This is a genomic window from Desulfurococcus sp. (genome assembly GCA_026626905.1).
Taxonomy (GTDB): Archaea; Thermoproteota; Thermoprotei_A; order Sulfolobales; family Desulfurococcaceae; genus Desulfurococcus.
Genome location: JAPNUX010000005.1, coordinates 1 through 22,642, shown reverse-complemented (window position 1 = coordinate 22,642; position 22,642 = coordinate 1). Strand labels below are relative to the sequence as shown.

The 22,642-nt window shown below is 46.8% G+C and carries 23 protein-coding genes; 11 read left to right on the top strand and 12 right to left on the bottom strand.

Annotation, left to right across the window (positions count from 1 at the left end; genetic code table 11):
• The first annotated feature begins 74 nt into the window (after window positions 1-74).
• Window positions 75-260: a 50S ribosomal protein L24e gene (locus OWQ48_04710; protein ID MCY0868512.1), complete on the top strand. Its 186-nt coding sequence runs from the start codon at window positions 75-77 to the stop codon at window positions 258-260.
• A 4-nt stretch (window positions 261-264) separates the two neighbouring features.
• On the opposite strand, the gene infB is transcribed toward OWQ48_04710, so the two are convergent.
• The gene (infB, locus tag OWQ48_04705) at window positions 265-2,073 is read right to left on the bottom strand and encodes a translation initiation factor IF-2 (GenBank protein MCY0868511.1); all 1,809 of its coding nucleotides are present in this window, start codon (window positions 2,071-2,073) and stop codon (window positions 265-267) included.
• 223 nt (window positions 2,074-2,296) lie between these two features.
• Between infB and OWQ48_04700 the strand changes: the two genes are divergently transcribed.
• The 4 genes from OWQ48_04700 (at window position 2,297) to OWQ48_04685 (ending at window position 6,252) form a co-directional block, all read left to right on the top strand.
• The gene (locus OWQ48_04700; protein ID MCY0868510.1) at window positions 2,297-2,947 is read left to right on the top strand and encodes a 30S ribosomal protein S6e; all 651 of its coding nucleotides are present in this window, start codon (window positions 2,297-2,299) and stop codon (window positions 2,945-2,947) included.
• Between the two features lie 96 nt (window positions 2,948-3,043).
• Window positions 3,044-4,297 (top strand): translation initiation factor IF-2 subunit gamma, encoded by a 1,254-nt coding sequence (locus OWQ48_04695; protein MCY0868509.1) that lies wholly within the window; start codon window positions 3,044-3,046, stop codon window positions 4,295-4,297.
• Window positions 4,284-4,706 carry a 30S processome protein Utp24 gene (locus OWQ48_04690; protein MCY0868508.1) on the top strand — a complete coding sequence of 141 codons (423 nt, stop codon included), beginning with the start codon at window positions 4,284-4,286 and terminating at the stop codon, window positions 4,704-4,706. The genes OWQ48_04695 and OWQ48_04690 overlap by 14 nt, the downstream gene beginning before the upstream one ends.
• A 157-nt stretch (window positions 4,707-4,863) precedes the next feature.
• Window positions 4,864-6,252 (top strand): alpha-glucosidase/alpha-galactosidase, encoded by a 1,389-nt coding sequence (locus OWQ48_04685; protein MCY0868507.1) that lies wholly within the window; start codon window positions 4,864-4,866, stop codon window positions 6,250-6,252.
• 15 nt (window positions 6,253-6,267) lie between these two features.
• On the opposite strand, the gene glmS is transcribed toward OWQ48_04685, so the two are convergent.
• The gene (gene glmS, locus OWQ48_04680) at window positions 6,268-8,100 is read right to left on the bottom strand and encodes a glutamine--fructose-6-phosphate transaminase (isomerizing) (GenBank protein ID MCY0868506.1); all 1,833 of its coding nucleotides are present in this window, start codon (window positions 8,098-8,100) and stop codon (window positions 6,268-6,270) included.
• Window positions 8,101-8,158: 58 nt separating this feature from the next.
• Here glmS and pyrH point away from each other — a divergent pair, with 58 nt between their 5' ends.
• The gene (gene pyrH / locus OWQ48_04675; protein ID MCY0868505.1) at window positions 8,159-8,833 is read left to right on the top strand and encodes a UMP kinase; all 675 of its coding nucleotides are present in this window, start codon (window positions 8,159-8,161) and stop codon (window positions 8,831-8,833) included.
• Window positions 8,834-8,868: 35 nt separating this feature from the next.
• On the opposite strand, the gene OWQ48_04670 is transcribed toward pyrH, so the two are convergent.
• Genes OWQ48_04670 through OWQ48_04625 form a run of 10 tightly spaced genes read right to left on the bottom strand, consistent with a single transcriptional unit; the run spans window position 8,869 to window position 16,136 of the window.
• On the bottom strand, window positions 8,869-9,024 hold the full coding sequence (locus OWQ48_04670; GenBank protein MCY0868504.1) for a hypothetical protein: 156 nt from the start codon (window positions 9,022-9,024) through the stop codon (window positions 8,869-8,871).
• A 3-nt stretch (window positions 9,025-9,027) separates the two neighbouring features.
• Complete coding sequence (locus tag OWQ48_04665) at window positions 9,028-9,816, bottom strand: SDR family oxidoreductase (GenBank protein ID MCY0868503.1); 789 nt, start codon at window positions 9,814-9,816, stop codon at window positions 9,028-9,030.
• A gap of 55 nt (window positions 9,817-9,871) precedes the next feature.
• Window positions 9,872-10,591 (bottom strand): RNA methyltransferase, encoded by a 720-nt coding sequence (locus OWQ48_04660; protein MCY0868502.1) that lies wholly within the window; start codon window positions 10,589-10,591, stop codon window positions 9,872-9,874.
• On the bottom strand, window positions 10,572-11,096 hold the full coding sequence (locus tag OWQ48_04655) for a methyltransferase (GenBank protein ID MCY0868501.1): 525 nt from the start codon (window positions 11,094-11,096) through the stop codon (window positions 10,572-10,574). Before OWQ48_04655 ends, OWQ48_04660 begins: the two co-directional genes overlap by 20 nt.
• Before the next feature lie 47 nt (window positions 11,097-11,143).
• On the bottom strand, window positions 11,144-11,986 hold the full coding sequence (gene rsmA / locus OWQ48_04650) for a 16S rRNA (adenine(1518)-N(6)/adenine(1519)-N(6))-dimethyltransferase RsmA (GenBank protein ID MCY0868500.1): 843 nt from the start codon (window positions 11,984-11,986) through the stop codon (window positions 11,144-11,146).
• Complete coding sequence (locus tag OWQ48_04645) at window positions 11,970-12,608, bottom strand: DUF655 domain-containing protein (protein ID MCY0868499.1); 639 nt, start codon at window positions 12,606-12,608, stop codon at window positions 11,970-11,972. The genes rsmA and OWQ48_04645 overlap by 17 nt, the downstream gene beginning before the upstream one ends.
• 29 nt (window positions 12,609-12,637) lie before the next feature.
• On the bottom strand, window positions 12,638-13,006 hold the full coding sequence (locus OWQ48_04640; GenBank protein ID MCY0868498.1) for an RNA polymerase Rpb4: 369 nt from the start codon (window positions 13,004-13,006) through the stop codon (window positions 12,638-12,640).
• 54 nt (window positions 13,007-13,060) lie between these two features.
• Complete coding sequence (locus OWQ48_04635) at window positions 13,061-13,393, bottom strand: 50S ribosomal protein L21e (protein MCY0868497.1); 333 nt, start codon at window positions 13,391-13,393, stop codon at window positions 13,061-13,063.
• Window positions 13,394-13,443: 50 nt separating this feature from the next.
• Window positions 13,444-14,775: a tRNA pseudouridine(54/55) synthase Pus10 gene (locus tag OWQ48_04630; GenBank protein MCY0868496.1), complete on the bottom strand. Its 1,332-nt coding sequence runs from the start codon at window positions 14,773-14,775 to the stop codon at window positions 13,444-13,446.
• Between the two features lie 20 nt (window positions 14,776-14,795).
• Window positions 14,796-16,136 carry a signal recognition particle protein Srp54 gene (locus tag OWQ48_04625; protein MCY0868495.1) on the bottom strand — a complete coding sequence of 447 codons (1,341 nt, stop codon included), beginning with the start codon at window positions 16,134-16,136 and terminating at the stop codon, window positions 14,796-14,798.
• Window positions 16,137-16,317: 181 nt separating this feature from the next.
• Here OWQ48_04625 and OWQ48_04620 point away from each other — a divergent pair, with 181 nt between their 5' ends.
• The 5 genes from OWQ48_04620 to OWQ48_04600 all read left to right on the top strand — a co-directional run.
• Window positions 16,318-17,703 carry a BMP family ABC transporter substrate-binding protein gene (locus OWQ48_04620; protein ID MCY0868494.1) on the top strand — a complete coding sequence of 462 codons (1,386 nt, stop codon included), beginning with the start codon at window positions 16,318-16,320 and terminating at the stop codon, window positions 17,701-17,703.
• Window positions 17,704-17,718: 15 nt separating this feature from the next.
• Window positions 17,719-19,290 carry an ATP-binding cassette domain-containing protein gene (locus OWQ48_04615; protein ID MCY0868493.1) on the top strand — a complete coding sequence of 524 codons (1,572 nt, stop codon included), beginning with the start codon at window positions 17,719-17,721 and terminating at the stop codon, window positions 19,288-19,290.
• Window positions 19,291-19,292: 2 nt separating this feature from the next.
• Complete coding sequence (locus OWQ48_04610; GenBank protein MCY0868492.1) at window positions 19,293-20,414, top strand: ABC transporter permease; 1,122 nt, start codon at window positions 19,293-19,295, stop codon at window positions 20,412-20,414.
• Window positions 20,415-20,419: 5 nt separating this feature from the next.
• Entirely contained in the window at window positions 20,420-21,349 is a 930-nt protein-coding gene (locus OWQ48_04605; GenBank protein ID MCY0868491.1) for an ABC transporter permease, read from the top strand.
• Between the two features lie 166 nt (window positions 21,350-21,515).
• A partial coding sequence (locus tag OWQ48_04600; protein MCY0868490.1) for a hypothetical protein occupies window positions 21,516-22,642 on the top strand: 1,127 nt, incomplete at its 3' end.

The following is a 22,642-nucleotide window of genomic DNA, read 5'->3' as shown; positions in this document are numbered from 1 at the left end:
TTCTTGAGCTTTATAAGCGTGACGTGAGATTTAAAGATACCACGCTGGCTAGCTTAGAGTGGAGGTGCTTAAGGATGGTGAGAGCTGTTAAATGTGCTTTCTGTGGTGGTGAGATAGAGCCTGGAACAGGATTAATGTACGTTAAGAACGATGGAACAATACTGTGGTTCTGTAGCAGCAAGTGCTTAAAGAACTATAGGTTGAAGAGGGATCCAAGGAAGTATAAGTGGACCTTGAAGTACGGTCAGCAAGCAAGGTAGTTTTTCACTTGAATACTAGACCATAGAGTGGATTAGATTTCCTCTTGATGTTAACTATTTCACTTAACACTTGTTTCTCATCACTGCTTAACTCATTATTGTATACTGTGAGCCATAGCCTTGCATGCTCCTCTGGGATATCAGTGTAGAGGATGTCTCCTTCATCGATTTGCCGGCCGACCATTACCCGCCCCTTTATGCTTACAGCTACCTGCTGGCCTGTTAAGGCCTCCTTCAACACGTTATCGCGGTCTCTTATCTGCATTATAGCTCCAATACTGCGTCCATCACTAGTCATTAAAGGATAGCCGGGCCTTACTCTTCCCCCTATAACCTCTATTCCAACTATCGCGGGGTCGCTTCTCCTGAATACTGCACCCGGGATTATTCTCACTTTCCCAGGTCTAACAAGCGAGTCCAGCGCTCTCTGCTTGCTCTGCTCTCTGATATCTCTGAGCCATCTAGTATACTCCTCGATTAACTGGTAGATTACATTGTTCTTGAATACTGGAATCTCTTCTCTTGCTATGAGTTCCTCGGCTTCTGGGAGCACTTTAACGTTGAAGGCTAGTATTACGCCATACTCAGGCTTAGACTTCTTGACTACTAGGGCTTCGAGTACATCGTTCCTTGTCACATTCCCTACATCAGCTAGCTTGACAGGAATCCCCATTCTTCTTGAAGCTTCCACTAGGGCTTCGAGTGTTCCGAGAGCATCCGCTTTAATTACTATGCCATCACTCTCAACCTTGAATCTCAGCTGTGAGATCTCCTCGAGGATCATTCTCCCGTACTCCTCGGCTTTATCCTCTGATGGTATAACGTAGAATGGTGAGCCGGCTATAGCATCTTCTAGTCCTGGTGCTGCTACTTTAACTCCTGTTGCAGCAGTAACCATGTCGACCTGGATGAATCTTCCTTCATGCATTCTCATATCCTGAAGCGGCCTCGGCATTAGCAGGCTCCTAACTCTCGAGTATATGGGTTTATCTCTCCCGGCTACTACGAAAAGATCATTTCTCCTTAAGATGCCATCATATACTATTACATCTATCGTGGTTCCTAGTCCAACCTCCTCTTTAACTTCTAATATAACGCCTTTTGCTGGCTCATTGCTTGCAATCAACTTCTTCTTCATGAATTGCTGCGAGAGACCGGCAATTAAGGCTAGTAGCTCTGGTAGCCCCTCCCCGGTCTTAGCTGATAAAGGTACTATTGCAACAGTCCTCCTGAAATCTCTTACTCTATCAAACCTCTCAGCTTCAAAGCCGTGCTCGTATAGCTTACCAGCTATAGCGTAGATTCTATCCTCGAGGATACTTAGAGTTCTGTTATCCTGTAGTTTCAAGCTCTCAAGGATTGGTGCATCCGGGTGGGGCTTCCAGCCGCTGATCCTATCGATCTTGTTAGCTGCCACGACGAATGGAACCTTCTTCTCTCTCAGGATGTTTAATGCTTCAACAGTCTGTGGTTGAAACCCTTCTATTATATCGATGACTAGGACTGCCATGTCAGCTACACTCCCACCTCTACGTCTAAGGTTGCTGAAGAGCTCGTGGCCTGGAGTATCAATGAAGAGTAGCCCAGGTATCTCTATCGTTAGCCTCGGGAAGTACTTCTTTAATGGCTCGGAGATCTTGACTAGCACGCTAGCTGGGACTATGCTAGCCCCTACATGCTGTGTTATCTCGCCTGGCTCTTTTCTCGCGACAGCAGTACCTCTAATCTTATCGAGGAGTGTTGTCTTCCCGTGGTCAACGTGCCCCATGACTACTATAATAGGCTGCCTAATCCATGTTCTTCTATCACTCAACTCGTAAACACCTCATGTTAACCAATAACTCTAACTAACTTATATTCAGAACCGCGCTCTAGCTAGCATTCTACTACTACAGCCTTCCTCGAGACTCCAGCAGGCTATTTCACGTTAAGTCTTCATACATGCGCTCACTGTACAGTGAACTTTTTAAAGCTCTCAAGGTATCATCGAAACGGAGTTGATTAAAGCAGACATGTAGAGCTACTCGGTGTCCAGCATGCCTGACTTCAAGGTGGTAGTAAGCGACCCTGAAGCCCCGAAAAATGAGAGAGTCATTAGAGTTAAGATTGAAGGAGACAGTGAAGTAGAGTTCACTGATAGAATGAAAGAGGGGTTCGAGCTACCAGTCATAAAGACTAATAGTAAGACTGCTAGTGAAATAGACGCTGTACACGGCGTTGCAACTCTGAGAATAAGACGGCCTGACACAGGGGATAAAGTCAAGATCACTGGTAGAATAGTAGTAGATGACAGTGTACCAGACTACGTTGTAAAAGTCAACAGTGAGCTACTAATAGATAAGACAGGGCAAGGCGAGATCGAAGGAGAGGTTTTTCGGGCTAGAGCATGGCAGGTGAGAGTGAGCGGCGAAAAAGCTACTCCATTCGTAGGGTTAAAGATAGGGGATTACGTGGATGGCTCCATAATAGGCTTGAAGGGTGTTAAACTCGTTGTGACCGGGGGGAGTGATTCAAGCGGTATACCCATGAGGCCTGATGTCCCAGGCCCCGTTAAGAAGAGGATTATACTGTCGACCCCGCCAGGCTTTCATCCAAGGGAGGAAGGAGAGAGTAGAAGGAAGATTATTAGAGGCAATACTATAGCACCTGATACTGTTCAAATAAATGTTAAGATATCATATAAGTAGCTAGTGCATCCAGCAAGAGCTAGCCTTGGGTATTAAAGTTAAAGCTAATTAAGAGTGAAATCCATGTTAACTTTTTCATAAGGTGAGTGGTATACTATGCCATGGGAACTAAAGCCTCCGGAAGCTAACATAGGTGTAATAGGGCACGTTGACCACGGGAAGACAACACTTGTGCAAGCCCTTACAGGTGTATGGACAGCTAAGCACAGCATGGAGATAGAGCGCGGGATGACCATTAAGCTTGGATACGCTGACGGTAACATCGCGTACTGCGATGGACTACCTGCACCAGACGCCTATACGACTGAAGCCAGCTGCCCTGACGGCAGTGAATCCAGGCTTCTCAGGAGAGTCAGCTACGTGGATGCCCCGGGCCACGAGCTCTACATGACTACTATGCTTAGTGGAGCAATGATAATTGATGGAGCCATACTAGTAGTAGCTGCCAACGAGCCCTGCCCTCAACCCCAGACAGTAGAACATTTAATGGCGTTGAATATACTAGGGGTTAGAAACGTTATTGTAGTTCAAAACAAGATAGATGTTGTGGATAGAAAGAGGGCTTTAGAAAACTACCAGGAGATTAAGAAGCTTGTTACTGGAACAGTTGCAGAGAATGCTCCAATAATACCTGTCAGCGCTCTCCATAAAGTCAACATAGATGCTCTCCTCCAAGCAATACAGGAGGTTATTCCCACCCCTGAGAGAGATTACAGTAAGCCTCCCTTGATGTATGTTGTAAGAAGTTTTGATGTAAACAAGCCTGGAACACCCTATGATAAAATAGAGGGAGGCGTGCTAGGAGGCTCTCTCCTTCAAGGCGTGTTTAGAGTAGGCGATGAAGTATCCGTGCTACCCGGGGTTAAAGTAGCCAGCGGGGGATCTAAAACTCAAGCTAGATACGAGCCTATTATAACAGTAATAGAAGAGATACGCTACGGGGATCTCAGAGTTGATGAAGCGAGACCCGGTGGTCTTGTAGCACTACAGTCAAAACTAGATCCATCCCTTACAAAGAATGATCAGCTGGTTGGCTCAGTGGTGACTAAACCAGACAACAATATACCTATCGCGAGGACTCTAGAAGTAAACTACCACTTATTTGAGAGAATTGTGGGTGCAAAAGAGTTCACCAAGCTACCTCCACTCCAGGCTGGAGAGAAAGTAGCAGTCGCTGTTGGAGCAGCAAACCGTATTGCCGTGGTTAAATCAGTGAGAAAGGATACACTCACCCTTGAGCTATCAGAACCAGTAGCTACATGGCCCGGCTCCAAGATAGCGTTAAGCAGGAGAGTTCTAGCTAGGTGGAGGCTAGCTGGCTGGGGGATTATTGAGAGTGTCTCAGAGTAGAGCTGTAAAGATACTACTAGACTCGAATATGCTTATCTTAATGGCTAGCGGCATCCCCATCCTCGATCAAATTGAAGAGAAGCTTCTCACTAGGCCAGCTTACATAGTTATCACACCAGTACTCAACGAGCTAGCAAAGCTGGCATCCACTGGTAAACCGAGTATTGCCAGGAAGGCTAAGCTTGCTCTAGATATAGCAAGCAGGTACTGCGAGATACACGAGTACGAGTTGAAGCCTGGTGAAAGCGTAGATGATGCCCTATTAAGATACGCCCTGGAGAACAATGCTATTGTTGCTACAAGCGATAGAGAGTTAAGAAGGAAGCTAAGAGAACATGGGGTACCCGAGATCTACCTGCGCGAGGAATCCATGAGAATAGATATTGAAGGAGCTTTCTCCTTCTACTAGTAGAGTCGAAGTACTTTCACTGCCACATCATCGAGGATAAGCTTGAAGTGTATTAGGCGAAATTTCCCACTAAAACTCTTAGCGAGAAAAACAGTAATTAAACCTAAGAAGTATTTAAACCTAAGGGGATCAATATATTAGAGCCGGTGGATGACTAATGCCGGATACCAGTAAAGGGTTAAAGATAGCCTTCATTGGTGCCGGCTCAGCTGTATGGAGTACTAGAACCCTGATAGATTTAATGTTAAAGAAGAACCTCCATGGAAGCAAAGTCTACTTGATGGATATAAATAGAGAGCGCCTTGAACTAGTATACGGGTTTGCCAAGCGGTATGCTGAGGAACTTAAAGTCGACATGGAGTTCCATGCTACAACAGATAGGATTGAAGCGATAAAGGAAGCCGACTTCATTATTAACTCAGCAATGGCCGGCGGCCACATGTACTATGAGCAAATGCGTGAGGCAACAGAGAAGAAAGGATACTATAGAGGAATCAACAGTGTTGAATGGAACATGGTGAGCGATTACCACACGATATGGGGGTACTACCAGTTCAAGCTCTACGTAAGCATCCTAAGGGATATAGAGGAGTATGCTCCGGATGCATGGTTTATAAATGTCGCTAACCCTGTCTTCGAGCTCTCAACTCTAGCACATAGAATCTCCAAGGTTAAGCATATAGGCTTATGTCACGGCCACCATGGATTCTGGAGGGTCGTTAAAGGAATAGGATTAGATCCATCCAAGGTAGATGAGTGGGAGGCAGTTGGATTCAACCATGTTATCTGGCTGACGAAATTCAAGTATGATGGAGGCGATGGATACCAGTACATCGATAAGTGGATTCAAGAGGAGGCTGAAAAGTACTGGAGTAGATGGCGCTGGGAAAACCTCAACCCCTTTGATATTGATCTATCACCTGCAGCAGTAGACATGTATAAAACTTACGGTTTATTCCCGATCGGTGATACTGTCCGCGGCGGCACATGGAAGTATCACTGGAATCTTGACACAAAGAGAAAGTGGTATGGCTATACAGGAGGCCCGGACTCCGAGGTTGGCTGGGCTCTCTATGTTGCATTCCTCAATCATGGGTTGAAATCTATCTACGATGCAGTCAGTAATCCACATACAAGACTCACAGAGGTATTCCCACCTAAGCCTAGTGGCGAAGAACTCGTGGATATAATAGAGTCTATTGCCACGGATACACCTAGGAGATTCCAGCTGAACATTCCTAATAATGGTGTTCTCTCAGGCATACCCGATAACGTAGTCGTTGAAGTCCCAGCGATAGTTGATGGTAAAGGCTACCATAGAGTAAGCGTCACCCAGCCGAATAGTAAGATCCTCTACTACGTGCTCTATCCGAGAATGATGCGGATGGAGTGGGCTCTTGAAGCCTTCCTTAAAGGAGGAAGGGAGAAACTACTGGAATGGTTAATGTACGATGTGAGAACTAAGAGCGAGAAGCAGGCTGAAGAAGCAATTGATGCAATGTTAAGCGTGCCAGGTAACGAAGAGATGGCTAGGCACTACAGCTAGCATTCACAGTAGAGTCTACTCAACTGTAACTGTTTTAGCTAGATTCCTAGGCTTATCGGGATCATAGCCTCTCAATACAGCGGTATGGTAGGCTAGGAGTTGAAGTGGAGGTGTATGTGTTAGAGGCGTGAGCACCCAGTGTGCTGCAGGTACCTCGATGGCTACATCTAGTCTCTCCACGAGACTTGAACCCTCTGGTATCACGCCGATAACTACTCCTCCTCTAGCCTTTATCTCCTCGATATTACCTAGTACTAGTTTCTCCAGCTCTCGGTCATCCGGGACAATGAACACCACAGGGAAGAATGGCTCTACGAGCGCGATGGGCCCGTGCTTAGACTCTCCAGCAGGATACGCTTCAGCGTGGATGTAGGCTACCTCTTTTATCTTGAGCGCGCCTTCCCTAGCTACAGGTAGCCCTACCCCTCTACTCAGGTAGTACATGCTCTTCGAGCTGGATAGTCTCCCCGCTAGCTCCTCGGCAGCCTTGCTTTTAATAGACTTCTCCACTAGACTTGGAGAGGATTCTAGAGCTTTCAGCAGCTCGGATACCTCACTGGATGTAAGTCTACCTGTCTCACCCGCCAGCTTCACAGCTAGCCATGCTAGAATTAGAGTTTCCGCTAGAAACGTTTTTGTTGCAGCAACCCCTATCTCAGGCCCAGCCCTCATGTATAAGGCTGCATCACTCTCCCTCGCTATAGCTGAATCCACGATGTTAGTTATGCTGATAACCCTCACTCCCTGCCTCTTAAAAGCCCGTATAGCCTTCAAAGTATCCATGGTTTCACCGCTCTGGCTGACAGCTACTAGTACATCCCCGGGCCTGGATGCCTCGGCAAGCATATTATACTCGCTTGCAATGAATGGTACTGTAAGTTTCCCAGCTAGCTTCAAGGAGACTATAGCAAAGTACTCTGAGGCGTGGTAGCTTGTACCAGCTCCGACAACGAATACTCTGTCAGCATTGCTTAATAACTCCACTACCTTATCAACCACAGGGTCTCCGATCAACCCGTGGATAGTATTCTTTAGTGCAACCGGCTGCTCGTGTATCTCCTTGAGCATGAAGTACGGGTATCCTTCTTTCTCAGCGTCTGTTAAACTCCACTCAACGAATCTAAGGTATCTTAGAGGATCGACCACGCCTCCTGTTGAGAGATCCTCTAGGTATACCGTGGAGGGTGTTGCATACCCGATCCACCCATCTCTCACTACTATAATACTCCTTGTATGGTCGAGTAGTGCTGGTATATCACTTGCTAGCACAGTATACCCGTCACTCAACCCGATTACCAGGGGGCTATCCTTCCTGGCGAAGAATATTTTATGTGGCTCCAGCCACGTGATCGCTAGGATGGCATACGCGCCTTTAAGCTCTGTGATAGCTTTCTTAAATGCTTTGTATACATCATGGTGCTCCTCATAGTATTCCTCAATTAAATGAGCTATAACCTCAGTGTCAGTATCACTCTTAAATACATGTCCTTTCTCCGATAGCTTCTTCTTCAACTCCAAGTAGTTTTCTATAACTCCATTGTGAACTACCGCGAATAACCCCTTGCAGTCGGTATGCGGGTGAGCGTTTACATCGCTTGGAGCTCCATGAGTAGCCCATCTAGTATGCCCTATACCGGTCACACCCTCTAGCCTTGTAAAGGAGAACCGGGCTTCGAGGTCTCTAAGCCTTCCCTTACCTTTTAGAACTCTCAGCTCTTTACCCTCAATTACAGCTATACCAGCTGAATCATAACCCCTATACTCAAGTCTCAGGAGACCCCTGTAAATAGCCTCCCCGATCCTCAAGCGATCCCTTGAGTTAAGGCATAAGCCTATTATACCACACAAGGCTTAACCCTTAATGTGACTAGTAAGAAGGAGAGAAATTAATGCCTGGTGGTGCCTTGTGAAACCCCTAGTATTAAAGGTGACAGGCAGAGTCTTCTATAGCGAGCCCGAGCTTCTCGCTAAACTCATCCACGTAGTTAGAGGTCTCTCTGAAAACTACAGGATCGTAATTGTTGCAGGAGGTGGCGGTACTGCTAGAAGATATATTACTAGCGCTAAATCAATTGGAGTTTCATCAAACTACTGGCTTGACTTGATCGGGATATGGGCTTCAAGGCTTAACAGCCTTCTCCTTATTTCAGCTCTACAGCCATACTCGTATCCTAAGCCGGCTGCCAGCCTCGAGGAAGCATTAGAGGCATTAGCATCCAGTAGAATAGTAGTCATGGGCGGCTTAATACCAGGTCAGTCGACAGCCTCAGTGGCGGTAGAGGTAGCAGAGGCTCTCAGCGTCAGCGAGCTATACTACCTCTCTGCAGCAGGCTACGTTTACGATAAAGATCCAGCTAGGTATCCGGATGCAAAACCGCTAAAGGAGATTAATGCATCCATGCTTAAGGAGATGCTTAGGCAGAAACAGCTGCCAGGCGAGTATGCTCTCATAGATGAAAAAGCCCTGGATCTCGCTGTAAGAAGCAATATCCTCATAAAACTCGTAGACTACCGTGAGCCAGAGAAGCTATTAGAAGCCATTAGAGGAGGAAACCCGGGTAGCATGATACATCCATGCTAACTACTTTGACGATCATTGATAGGTGAATGCTGCTATCACTCATTGAAGCTGAGGAGTAATCGAAAAGTACCTCCAGCTAGCTTTAAAGCCGTGGTCAGGGTAGCATGAGAGTATACGTGAAAGCTTCTAGCAGGCTTCGATAAGGGCTTAGACGTGCTTGAAGAATACCAGCTACTTCTCTTAGAGTTCACAGCTTAGAATACTGACCTCATTAACCCTCCGTCAACCGCTATTGATGCACCGTTAACGTACGACGCGTACTCGCTGACTAGGAAGGCTACTACTCTCCCATACTCTCTTGGAGTACCTATTCGTCCAAGCGGGATCTCCCTGCTGAAGCTTCTATAAGCTTCCTCAAATGATACACCTTCTCTCCTAGCTTTATCTTCGATCAACCTCCTAATTCTATCAGTCTCAATGTATCCTGGCATCACAGCGTTAACCCTGATCCCCTCCCGCCCGAGCTCCCTGGAGAGTGTTTTCAGCAACCCGTGTATGCTTATCCTTAGAATATTCGATAAAGCGAGGTTTTCTATGGGTTCCTTCACTGCTATGCTGGATGATAAAACTATGGATGGATTCCTAGATCTCCTGAGGTATGGGAGTGCGGCTTTAACAAGCCATATTGCATTGAAGACTAATAGCTTGGCGTTTTCCTCCCACTCCTCATCACTTACCTCAAGGAATGTGCCGGGTCTAGGAGGGCCGGTCACGTATACTAGAGAGTCTAATCCACCTAGATATTCTACTGCTCTTTCAACCAGGCTGTATGCTTCACTCCTTTTAGTAATATCAGCGGCTACACCATACACTCTACCCTCATACCTTGCTCTCAGCTCTTTAAGAGTCTTCTCAACACTTTCAGTGCTCCTTCCATTTATGACTACTAAGGCACCCTCCTCGAGTAGGACTTCAGCAGCGCCTCTACCAAGACCTCTAGTAGAAGCTGTCACCAGGATTCTTAAACCCTCAGTTAAACCCATACGACTCTCCCAGAGTTTTTATCAAGAGAGCCTGCTCTTAAAGACATCCAGGGTTCTAGATGCTACTGCTTGGTGCTAGCCGACGCTTAACCCTGTAAAGCCAGTATTTAAGCAGGCTGGCCTCCTTCTCAGTTAGCAGCGACTTACTTAGCATTCTCTTCCATAGTAGCCTGGATCTCTCAATCTTCTCTTCTGACGACATCACGAGTCTTGATACATCTGTTGCAAGCTCTACTAGCTCTGCCAGCATGCTTCTGCTGGCAGTTCTCGGCACATTAGTTGCCTGAAGCCGCCTCTGCCTCCAAAGCTCCCATAGTACTACAGCTACTGCCTGGCTCACGTTTAAGGTGGGATATGCTGGGTTCGCCGGGATCGTCACGAGGATGTCTGCTTTACTTAATTCTTCTCTCGTTAAGCCCGTGCTCTCTCTCCCGAAGAGTATTGCAACGCTCTTAGCCTTAGGGTACACGCTTCTAGCGAACTCCTCGAGACTCAGGGATTGCCTGAGCATATCTCTCTCGCTGAAGCCTTCATCACTTGTAGCAACCACTAGATCCACATTTCTTAAAGCATCCTCAAGTCTCGTGGTCACCACAGCTTTAGAGAGAAAATCCCTGGCTTTAGCAGCATATACTAATGCCTCCTGGACGCTTGCTACAGGGTTTACTAGGTATAATTCATCAACATTAAAGTTAACGCACGTCCTAGCTATAACACCTAGGTTTACAGAGCCCTCAATGCCTACTAAGACTACTCTAATCACTTTTCTTGACAACCCCTACAGCGTATATTACTTCGTAAAACAATCTCTTAGATATCTGAGCCACCTTATCAAATCTTCCATGAAGGTGCTTCTCGATGACTTCCGGGTTGGATAGTGATGAATATACGAGTATCAAGAGGCCGCCCCGCTTTAAAGCCCTGAAAGCAGCGTCAATAAAGTATAGCAGGGTTTCAAACCCGTATCTCCCGCCTTCAACTGTTTCATCCTCTACTCTCCCATTCAATCCTGGCAGGTAGGGTGGGTTAGCTAAGACTACATCGAAAGTACTCTTAAAGAATGCTGGATAGCTTGAAACTACAATGCTTCTCCCTAACATGCCATTCAATACTATATTGTTGAGTGTTGTCTGAAGTGCATCCTCCTGTATATCAATGAAGACAACCCTCCTGCAGTAGCCTTTAACTAAGGCGTAGAGTCCCAGCACGCCGCTACCACAGCCTAAATCCATGCAGAGCTCTCCACGAGGCTTCAGTGAATCCATGAAGTCTACTGCCAGCCATGTGTCATCGCTTGGCTTGTATACATCACCCAGGAATACAAGTTTTAATCCCTCGATATCAACCCAGCCTCCCCTACTATCCTCGCTAGCTCCAAGAACTCTCCCACCTCGACCTCGTACACTCTCTTCCCTGCTAGAAGACGCTGGATTCGAGGGTATAATTCATCCCCTTTCAAGCCTACTCTCTCTGCAAGCACTTTTAAAGCAATCCTCCTCCTTTGAGTGAACATCACTCGCGTGAGCTCTTCGAGAGCTTCAATATCCGTGTCGAATTGTTTAATCCTTGTTAAAACTAGTACAGCATGCTCAACCTCAGGCTTAGGGTAGAAGGAGGCTCTCCCGTAGACTCCGGCAACTTCTACTTTGAATAACGCTTTAACTAGAACGGTTATTCTACCATAGTTATCACTACCAGGATTGGCTGTAAGTCTCTCAGCTACATCTTTCTGAACTGTGAGCACTGCTCTCCTTACACTATTAGATCTAGCAATCAACACTAGGATCTCCGAGGTGATATGATAAGGGATGTTACCTACAACTTGCTCAGGGTAACCGCTATACCTGGTTGCATCAGCTTTAACTAGTATAGTGTTAGCAGCATCCACGTTCTCTCGGGCAGCCTCGAGGAGTCTTTCATCGATCTCTATGGAGACTAGTCTAGGGACAACCCTACTAAGCACTAATGTTAGAGTTCCAATACCACACCCTATCTCAAGGGTATCAGCGTATTCAACTAGTTTTTTAATAGTTTTTAAGAGGTAGGGATTTACCGTGAAGTTCTGGCTTAGCTTTCTTCTAGGCTTTAAGCCATGGCTTCTAAGGGTTCTCAGCGTCCAGGAGAGCAGGGCTTGACGGCTCATGTCTTCGGGTTTAAAATGACTCCCCATACAGTTTCTCCAGGTACCCCAGGTATAGGGCTCCAGGCTCCTTTGGCTTAATGAACAAGTAGTATTTCTCGCCGCCTTCAAGCTCCTTTATAATCCTGCCTATGAGTGCTTTAACCGGGTCGACGCGTGTTCTCTCTCTTATATCGCTGAAACTCTCAAACTTCTTCCTACTCCTCTCTTCTAGTATTTGATTCATTGTTTTCTTACCTATATCTGGAAGTAGCTCGAGAGCGTGTAGTCTTATATTAACTGGCTCAGCTATGTTGAAGAACTCTGTGAATACTCTTTCATTCTCGATGACCACTAGCCTGAGAGCTTCAGGTAGATTCGCTCTTGCAACACTGGTAAGCTCACTATACCCTACATGTATAACCCTCTTCACCTTGCTCGGCCCACCTAACTCTATTCTCTCGAGTATATCGATTCTGACAGCTGGAAGCGGGGTAGCCTCGAGAAGAGAGAAGTACTTGACTCCAACTCCTTGAACGAGTGGTTGATTCCTGTGCTCGTAGTGTATGTCTGATGGATTACCTAGCTCTAGGTAGTCGAGGACGTAGAGAGCTGGCTCGTACCTCTGTCTCCATGGGCCTTCGCGTCGAAAGCCTCTTCCACGATAAGCCAAAAAGATGCACCCCTACTGGACGCCTAGCTCTACTCTTGCCCGCTAGAACAGTACTCGTTAAGCTTAGAGAGAATTTCCTCTAGAATACTCTGCTCGGGCAGCGTCTTCTCGAACTCCATGAGGTATCTAAGTTCATCCAGTGTGGATGGACAGATATTCATTAATATAATAATAGTCTCCTCTCTTAACCCCTTTGAAGACAGGTAGCTTCTCAACTCCTCTGCTTTCTCCGGTGGAACCTTGTGGTTCTTAGCCAGGTATTCTAGTACTCTTGAAATAAGAAGTGAAAGCGTACCTGTTTCACTATGTATTCTCTCAGCTACTTTCTTAAGTATAGCGTAGGTCTCGCTGTTTGAAAGCATCTTATACTCTACAGCCCTTAGTGTTGTAGACGCCATGAGGTATACACCTAATACAAGGGATCTTAGCTTCAGATGTTATTAACGCTTACTCTACCCGGATTGCTGTGGGTATCCACTAGCTTTCTGAATACTCACTGGTCTAATGTGCTCCGGCCTCACGAATAGTATTTTCTCCTTGCCGCCTACCGCTACCTTCACAATGTAAGCTCTCCCTCTCCTACCAGCAATAACCCCGGTTTTACCGTGGTATCTTCTATGTGGCATACCCTTATGAATAGATGGGTTTATGACGATGTGTACTCTATCCCCCTCCTTGTACTCTACCATCAGTAGGCTTAACGGTGGCACACCTCCCTTCTCTCTAACACTCTTCCTTAGTAGCTTTCTTGTTCTATGCCTGTACCCCTTGGGAGCTTTAACCATGCTTAATCCCTCTTCTATTAGCCCTTCATATAGAAACCAGTGATACCAGCTTATAAATCATGCTGGTTTTCAACGTAGACGACGTCGAGTTCCAGGGGGTAGGCTTGGAAGCCGAGGATCTCGCTGAAGCATGGCTTAGTCCTCCCGTTATCGCAGTGGACGAGCTCCTTCACGTATAATCCTCCATCACAGTATACTAGCGCCTCGAAGATCCTTGGTGTTAACTGTAATACTTCAATACTGTATACACGTTTAATTCTCTCTTTATCCCTCTTTCTCCTTAATACTCGAGTTGGTGTTCTCTGCCTTACAGTTCTATTCTTAAAGAACTCTACAAGCTTCTCTAGTTCCCCTGTGGTTACAGGTTTCTCAGTTAGCACTGAAATCCTGTATATTTTCCTCCTCTCCCTGGCTCCTTCTTTAACTGCTTCTACATGCTTCCTCGAGGCTAAGCCTGCCACGGTAACCTTTATGAATTCTCCGTTAAGCACGTGGTTTAACAAGTCTAAATCTACGTTCCTAAACCCTGGCTCAACAATCTCCACGATCACGGGCCTCCCTGATCCAAGCATTCTCGCATCAACATCCTCGCGTCCAGCTGCGTGTACTTTAACGTCTACGGCATCGAATAAGCTGGCAATGCTATCCCGTACAAAGTCCTGAAGGCTCTCCGGGAACCTTCTAGCCCCGCTGCTAGTGGTCCATGGTACATGAGATATCCTCCGCCCCTTCTTCCAGTAAGTAGCTTTTAAGAAGATGGGGTTTACCTGTGCTGTCACCTTGTAGTTTAGGTCTCTATCTACGTGTACTATTACAACGACATCAGGCTTGGAGAAGTCGGGTTGAAGACCTGTTAGCTTCGAGATCTTCTTGCCTACTTCACGTTTTAATTCATTTTTAATGGATTCATTGAAGGATAAACCTGTGGCTGCCGAGACCTCGAGCTCTCTTAAGATTACTGCTTCATCAAGGCTAACTCCTACCAGGAAGGTGTTTGCGTGTAGTTTCTCGAGTAGTTGGGCAGCTTCTCTTGAAATACCATCAATGTAGCTCTCAGTGAGTTTATTCATGCATATAAAGCACCTGCGGGGCTCAAGACTCCTACCGCTCAGCTTCTCGTAGAGCCTTGAAACCGGGTCCCCTGAGTTTAAAGCGATCTCCTCAATGTACTCGAGGCCTATTTTTCCAGCAGTATACTCGCTGTGGAGCTTCATGGATAAAAGTGTTTTAATAGCTCTCCCACGCTCTTCATTCGAGAGTTCTAACCCTCTTCTAGCAAAGAGTCTCCCCAGGCATCTATCACAGAGAGGGTGCTTAGAGAGAACTTTCTCGGCGGTAGCTATAATGCCTGCTGGATCCTCAGGGCTGGAGCTCTGAGTCAACGTTAACCCCTGTTCTCAGCTTACTCTTCTGCTTCGATCTTGAGGTCCTCTAGCTTTAACCCTAGCTTCTTTAATACCTCCTTTCTGCGGAGCTGCTTGCTGAGCTTCTTCATCAGCTCGTACTGTCTGAGCAGCTCTCTTACATCCTCAACCTCCACGCCGGCTCCACGAGCTATCCTTTTAATCCTTGATCTATCGATTATATCCGGGTTGTCGAGCTCCTCGTACGTCATGGAGTTTATTACTGCAAGCCACTTGTTGATCTTTGATTCAAGCTCCTTAGGGTTTACATCCAGCGGCATTCTAACACCTAGGCCAGGTATCATCTGGAGTATTTTTGCTAGAGGCCCCATCTTCCTCAAGCTTACCAGCTGCTTGTAGACTAATCTCATGTTTACTTTTCCTTCCACGAGCTTCTTGACATCTTCTTCAGTGAAATCAGCTTGTAGTCTTCTAACTCTCTCAACAAGCCCTTCTACGTCGCCTAAGCCTAGTATCCTCGAGACGAATCTAGGTGGATTGAATACTTCGAGCTCGTCGATCTTCTCTCCTGTCCCAATGAACTTTATGAGAGCTCCAGTAGCTGCTACAGCTGAGAGAGCTCCGCCGCCTTTAGCTGTCCCATCAAGTTTTGTGACTATTATTGAGCCTATTGGAGTAGACTCGTGGAACTTCCTCGCGATATTATACGCCTGCTGTCCTACAGCTGCATCTAGCACTAGGATTATCTCGTCGGGTTTAACGCTCTCGCTTATAGCTTTCATCTCCTCGAGGAGGTCTTCATCTCTGTGGTGTCTTCCAGCAGTATCTATAATGATTAAATCATATCTCCTTTCCTTGAAGAATTCTACTCCTTTCACTGCTACAGCTACTGCATCACTACTGCCAGGCTCCCCGTAAACCGGAACTCCAATATGATCCCCGAGCTGCTTGAGCTGCGTGTAGGCTGCCGGTCTAAACGTATCTGCTGCTACAAGCCCGACACTATATCCCTCTAGCTTGTACAGGTAAGCGAGTTTCGCGGCTGTTGTTGTTTTACCGGAGCCTTGAAGTCCAACCAGCATTATAACCCACGGCTTCCTCGGGGGTTTAATTATGGGTTTTCTCTCGCCGCCGAGGAGCTTAGTGAGCTCCTCGTAGACGATTGTAATAAACCACTCTCTCCTGCTAACGCCTGGAGGTGGCTCTGATTTAAGAGCTCTCTCCTTTATTCTGCTGGAGAGCTCCATAGCTAATTTAAGATTAACGTCGGCTTTCACAAGCTCCTTCTGAAACTCTCTCATGAATTCCTCTACGCTTTTCTCGTAGTCGCCTCCCTTTAGAAACCTAGCTAAAGCATTCCTAATGCCATCAAACACCATGTGCAGGCACCTCTAAACATGTTTCACCCTTAACCCTTTAATATGAGGCTACAATACCGTGCAGCCTTTTCAACATAAGTAATGAAACATTAAGCCTTGACCCCACGCTGAGAGTTATGTGAAAGTAATGTATACACTCCATATACTCTCAGCTACTAATCCTATTGACTGTGATGAAGCCATGAGAACTACTTCCATAATAGCCTTGCTCGTAGTTGCATCACTTGTAGCTGGCTTAACAGGATTTACGCTGGGGCAGGTAGCAGCCCCAGTAGTGTATAAACCAGGCTACTCTCCCCCAGAGAAAGTGAGGGCTGCATGGATCTACATTGGGCCTGTAGGTGACGCTGGATGGTCGTACATGCATGATGTAGCTAGGAGGTACGTAGCCGCTCTCTTCAGTGACTGGCTTGAAACAACATATATTGAATCAGTACCAGAGGATCAACTCATCGCGAGAATAGATGAGCTAGTAGCTCAAGGCTACAACGTGATCTTCACGACGAGCTTCGAGTACATGGATAAAACCATAGAAGCTGCGAGAAAATACCCTAATGTAATGTTCTTCCACTGCTCTGGGTACAAGAGGGCTCCTAATGTTGGAACATACTTCGCGGATCTCTACCAGGTATACTATTTGAATGGGTTGATTGCTGGAGCTCTCACTAGAACAGGCAGGATAGGCTACATAGCGGCATTCCTCATACCCGAGGTGGTGAGACACATAAATGCCTTCGCGATAGGTGCTAGAGAAGTCGGTGAGCAGCTAGGTAAGAATATCACAGTACACGTCATAGAGATTGGAGCCTGGTACTCGCCGGATAAAGCCAGGCAGGCTGCTGAAACGCTGAGAACAGTGTTCAATGTAGATGTCCTCGCCTTCACGGAGGATTCAACAGCTATAGTAGAATACGCTGAAGCTAACAATATATATGTGTTCAGCCACTATGGGCCCATGCTTAAATACGGCCCTAACTACGTGGTGAGCGGCCAGCTTGTTAGATGGGAGGTAATATACGCTGACATACTACTCAAGGTTAAAGCAGGGATCTACAGGCCAGATAACCTTGATAAAGTAGACTACTGGTACCTCTTGAACACAGGGGCGGTAGAACTTGGAGCTGATGTAGCAGAGAATGGGAGCATTATAGCAGTAAACCCGAGGTACATTAATCTACTGAGGAGCATAGAAGTTAGAGATAAGCTAACTGGTGAGAAGCTAAGCGTCTACGATCTCGTATTGAAGAGATACTGGGAAATGAAGGGAGCCTACGCCACCCTCCCCTTCCAAGGGGTCTCGATAGCACACGTCTATGAGAATGTCACATCAATAAGCTTGAACTGGGGTGGCAGGATAGGGGTAAAACCATACCTTATCGCACCCGTCTTCGATCCATTCACAGGCCCGTTCGAAGCCTACTGTATATTCCCGCCTGACGCAGCTGTATCATCATACTGTAAGGGTAGAGCCGCCGGCACAGTGGTATCCTTCCCCTCAGGGTACAGGGCTAGTCATCAAGACCTATGGACTATGGACTACTTCCTACCCTGGGTGATCAAGCATTAAGCTGGGCGGGTAGCCGTGCAGCAGGTGGTTAGCAAGCGTAGTGGGGTAGGCGTAGAGAGTGCCAGCTTGAAGAACATGCTGCACGAGAAACCACTGGTTTCCGTGAGGAATATCTCGAAGGTCTTCCCAGGTGGTATTGTAGCCCTAAACAACATTAGCATGGATGTGTATAGAGGGGAAACACTAGTTATCCTAGGTGAGAATGGAGCGGGAAAATCGACGCTCGTGAAGATACTATACGGAGTCTACACTCCAAGTGAAGGAGAACTATACGTTGACTCAGAGAGAGTAGTATTCTATAAGCCTCTGGATGCTATTAGGAGAGGTATTGTAATGGTGTCCCAGGTACCTCAGCTAATAGATAGATTAACAGTGAGAGAGAATCTCGCGATCGCTTTAAGCGCTCTTAAAGCTAACAAGCTGTACAGCTCCTCGAGAATAGATAGCTTGGTTGAAGAGGTAAGTGGGAAGATAGGGTTGAAGGTGGATCTGGATGTAGAAGCATGGGAGCTCACTTACACTCAAAAGCAGGCTGTTGAAATGCTTAGAGCAATACTCCTGGATGCCAGGCTAGTATTAATTGATGAGGCTTTAACGTACATCCCCTTAAGAGAGAAGCGTGGATTCTACACTATGCTAGAAGCATTTAAGAGGAATGGTGGTTCAATCCTGGTTGTAACACATAAGATCAGTGAGGCTCTGGAAGTAGCGGATAGAATAGCAGTCTTGAAACGGGGTAGTCTTGCAGGCATTCTAAGTAGAGAGGAGGCGTCAGTTGAGAGAATACGCAAGTTAATGTTTAACGGAGGAAGCATAGAGGCAGCAGGCAGCGACTCCACTCCTAGTAGCGTGCAGAGTGAGCAGTGTATTAGTGTAGAGAATCTAACAGTAGTAGATAGGCATGGGAGAACAGTAGTTAGAAACGCCAGCTTAGCCGTCAGAAGAGGTGAAATTGCAGGCATAGCCGGTGTATCTGGTAGTGGGCAGAGAGAGCTTCTAAGAGCTATCGTCGGGTTAGAGCAGGCTGTAGAAGGGCGTGTAGTCATAGATAGGCTGGATGTAACGAATAAAGGTGTAGGCGTGGTCAGGAGGCTTGGCGTCGGCTATATCCCGGACTCCCCTCTACGGGATGGAGCTTCACTCGACAATACGATTCTCGAGAATATCGCTGTATTATTCCAGAAGGATAGCCTGAGGGTGAAGTGGGATCAAGCTAGAAGACTGGCTGCAAGGATTCTAGAGAAGTATAACGTCCTAGCTAGCAGCGTTGACGTCCCCTTGAAGACGCTTTCGGGAGGCAATATAATGAAAGTTATTATAGGACGTGAGCTAGAGTACAGTAGATGCGCGCTAATAGCGTATAATCCAACAAGAGCCTTAGATGAAGCTTCAGCTATACTAGTGCGAAGAGCAATCAAGGAGAAAGCCCGTAGCAGGGGGGTTGGAGTTCTACTAGCAAGCGAAGACCTGGATGAATTACTCCAGTTGAGCGATACGGTGTACGTAATGAATACCGGGGTGCTCTACGGCCCCTTCAACAAAGAGTCTATTGATAGAAACTTAATCGAGCACCTCATGGTGTCCTAGCTGTGAGGTTTACAGTAGTCAAGAGGAGGGAGCCAGTAAAGCATGGAGCCGTGTTAACAAGTATTCTCTCTCTGACACTAGGCACAGCTATACTAGCAGGCTTACTAAGCTCTCAGGGTGTTAGCCTCCTAGAGGCTGCCGGCACTATTCTAGTATCATTTACATCTCCTTCAATACTCGTCGACTTCATTGTTCTCTCAATGCTCGGGTATGCTCTGCTAATACCATTCAAGGGTTCGATCTGGAATATTGGAGCTGAAGGACAATTCTTTATTTCATCTCTACCTGTAATACTGTTAACTACGTGTATCGCACCGGAACCCGCTTCCCTGGTTCACGCAGCCTCCACTATAATTGCATCCATAGTTCTAGCAGCAGCTGCTGGAGCTCTCTGGGCTTCGATAGCCGGTTTCCTGAAGGCTGTCCTCGGTATTGATGAAGTACCCGCCACAATAGTCTTAAACTACATTGCATACTACATCATAGACGCGCTTGTCTCAGGCCCCTTAAAGGGGAGGCATGTCTACGGGTACCTGAGGACTGATGAAATTCCAACTGCATACAGGCTCTACTTGAATCTACCGTTATCGATGAGTGCAGGGAGCCCGGTTGCCAGCATACTAGCAGGCTTTATTTATCAATCCATATACTACCTGCCCTGGATGCTTGCGTTAGCTACCACGGCGGCTGCAACATGGTATCTGCTTAATAAGACCCAGATAGGGCTTAGAGCAAGGATACTAGGCTCGAGCCCAGAGTATCTTGAGAGCACGGGGTTAAGTGTTAAGTCAACAATAATTCTAACTATGGCTTTATCAGGAGCTATCATCGGCTTCACTTCAGCATTCTACGTGCTATCCTACTCGCTCAGGCTCAGCTATCCTATTGAAGCCCAGTCAGCTGGCTACGGCTACCTGGCAATACTAGTTGTCTGGCTTTCATCACTAGACTTCAAGTTGATACCGTTCTCAGCATACATCATGGCCTCGCTGAGGGTGGCGGGTGCGAGGCTTCAGATAAGTGGTTTAGGTGGACTAGAACAGTCGCTTCTGCTGACAGGCTTAATCCTCTCAATCTACACTTTAACGAGATTCCTACAGGAGTACCAGGTGTCATGGAGGTAGCATGAATGCTCGACTTTAATCCTGAACCCTTGCTCGCTGCATTTGCAACACTATACCTTGTCTCCTTAGGCCACAGCCTCATGGAGAGATCAGGTGTGCTGAACCTAGCTATTGACGGCGTTTTCTTTCTTTCAACTGGGATAGCTGTAAGCCTGGCTGTAAGCCTCTACAACTACCTCTCACCCCTGGGATTCGAGAGCGCTCTCCCAGCGCTAGCAGCTATACTGCTAACCGGGGTGCTTACATCACTTATAGGAGTCTTCATGGCATGGACTCTCACCGCACTACCCGTTAACCATGGTGCCCTAGGACTCTCACTACAGTTTGTAGGGTATGGTCTAGGCGTAATGATAGGTTATCCTACCCGCCAGTATACTGGAAGTATAGAACCCTATACCTTGCCCCACGGGTATACATCGCTACTAACTCCATTAATATTAGTTCTTACCTGGGGGCTTACAGCCCACGTGCTCCTCGAGAAGACTACGCTGGGAGCCTCCATTAAAGCCTGTGGTGAGAATCCTCATGCAGCATCATCCCTGGGAGTGGATGTCTTGAAGACAAGGATTATAGCTGGTGCTCTAGGATTCTATATTCTAGGAGTGGGTTCAGCACTCTACCCGCTGGCCTGGCAGAGATACTGGGATATACAGCTGTATAGGCTTGGATACGGTTGGCTCGCCTTCACAATAGCACTTGCAAGTGGCAGACGCCCCCTCCACTTAATCCCCTTATCACTATTTTTCGGGGGTCTCGTAGAGTACAGTATTAGATTGCAGGCTGTAGCAGGTATACCAGTAGATGTAGCTAAACTAATACCTTTCGCTGCAACCCTAGGGGTCATGGTGCTCTACGGGGCAACGAGACTACGACGCATTTACGCTCCACCATCTAGTCTAGGCAGGCTATTCTACAGGGAGGATAGATCGACTTAAAGCTTACGCTCTAAGTTCTTTTAAATTAGAAACCCTTTATTCTCGTCTTGTTAGAGGTTAATGCTGAAGGTTTTACTCGAGGATTCCTAAAGCCCCCACGGATATATAAATGCATCCAGCATTAAACTTAACTTGGTTAAGACAGTGTTGACGGCTGGGCAACGGTATGAATCCGTATACGTACCATGAAGTACGAAGGAGAATACTGGATCTAGCCGGATTAAGCGTTAAAAGAGTCCGCAGGATCTCAAGGTGGTTTTTAAGAAATCTAAACCAGGAGATTGATCTACCATTCTCTACGAGGACACTGCCAGGCAAGGTAATGATCTTCGAGGCAAATCTAGACCTCGAGGATGCCGGGGAATTAACGTGGCTACTTAAGGTATCTATAAGTGGTGAAGGCTTACTGAGAATCGACGGGAGTGTAGTCCACGGCGTCGAGGCTAACCGCGGTCTCGCTGTCGTTAAGAGCGGGAGACACTCTATTACCCTAGAAGCCTATGCTACTGGGTCGCAGGGAGGTAGCCCCTGGATATTTAGCTTCAATAATTCACTTCTCATCGGGGCTAACTGGAAAGGGCTCTCACTAGCTATAGGGATGATTGAAGCTCTCCGGCTGGCTGAGTCTATAGGAGACCCATTAAAAAACGACATACTTGCAGCTCTCTCCAAAGCCCTTCAGCACGTAGACGTAGTTCCATCAATACTGCAGGTCACAGGTGCCCAAGCAATATTCGAGGGCCTTGAAGTACTTGGTGCACGATGGGATCGAGAGTACACGTCGAACGTGTATGGTATCCCAGTGCTCATGGGAGTCTACAGAGACATCGAGGATCAAGAGGCTTCACGAGCAGATGAAGTCATAGATACAGCTTCAAAGGTTTTCGAGGAGGAGTTGAAGACTCTCCGTGAAAAGTACCCTAAGATAGGAGAAGTCATAGTATTCGGGCATGCTCACATTGATGCAGCATGGCTGTGGCCTTACAGTGAGACCTTAATGAAGCTTCGGAAGACCTTCGCTAACACGCTAATGATCCATGAGAACGGGTGGAATATACCCTTCCTCCAGAGCTCGGCTCAATACTATGCATGGATCGAGGAAATAGACAGGGATCTCTACTCGAGGATCCTCAGGGAGATTGAGAGAGGACTGTGGATCCCTGTCGGAGGAATGTGGGTTGAACCGGATACAAACCTGGTTTCTGGGGAGTCTCTTGCAAGACAACTATTATACGGTCAATTATACTTCAAAGAGAAGTTTTCAAGAATAGCGAGGATAGGATGGCTCCCCGA

Coding starts and splice junctions, on each gene's coding strand:
- OWQ48_04620 (MCY0868494.1), top strand. CDS start 16,318: ATGAGAACTACTTCCATAATAGCCTTGCTCGTAGTTGCATCACTTGTA.
- OWQ48_04695 (MCY0868509.1), top strand. CDS start 3,044: ATGCCATGGGAACTAAAGCCTCCGGAAGCTAACATAGGTGTAATAGGG.
- OWQ48_04625 (MCY0868495.1), bottom strand. CDS start 16,136: ATGGTGTTTGATGGCATTAGGAATGCTTTAGCTAGGTTTCTAAAGGGA.
- OWQ48_04605 (MCY0868491.1), top strand. CDS start 20,420: ATGCTCGACTTTAATCCTGAACCCTTGCTCGCTGCATTTGCAACACTA.
- OWQ48_04700 (MCY0868510.1), top strand. CDS start 2,297: ATGCCTGACTTCAAGGTGGTAGTAAGCGACCCTGAAGCCCCGAAAAAT.
- OWQ48_04665 (MCY0868503.1), bottom strand. CDS start 9,816: ATGGGTTTAACTGAGGGTTTAAGAATCCTGGTGACAGCTTCTACTAGA.
- OWQ48_04685 (MCY0868507.1), top strand. CDS start 4,864: ATGCCGGATACCAGTAAAGGGTTAAAGATAGCCTTCATTGGTGCCGGC.
- OWQ48_04635 (MCY0868497.1), bottom strand. CDS start 13,393: ATGGTTAAAGCTCCCAAGGGGTACAGGCATAGAACAAGAAAGCTACTA.
- rsmA (MCY0868500.1), bottom strand. CDS start 11,986: ATGGGGAGTCATTTTAAACCCGAAGACATGAGCCGTCAAGCCCTGCTC.
- OWQ48_04710 (MCY0868512.1), top strand. CDS start 75: ATGGTGAGAGCTGTTAAATGTGCTTTCTGTGGTGGTGAGATAGAGCCT.
- OWQ48_04640 (MCY0868498.1), bottom strand. CDS start 13,006: ATGGCGTCTACAACACTAAGGGCTGTAGAGTATAAGATGCTTTCAAAC.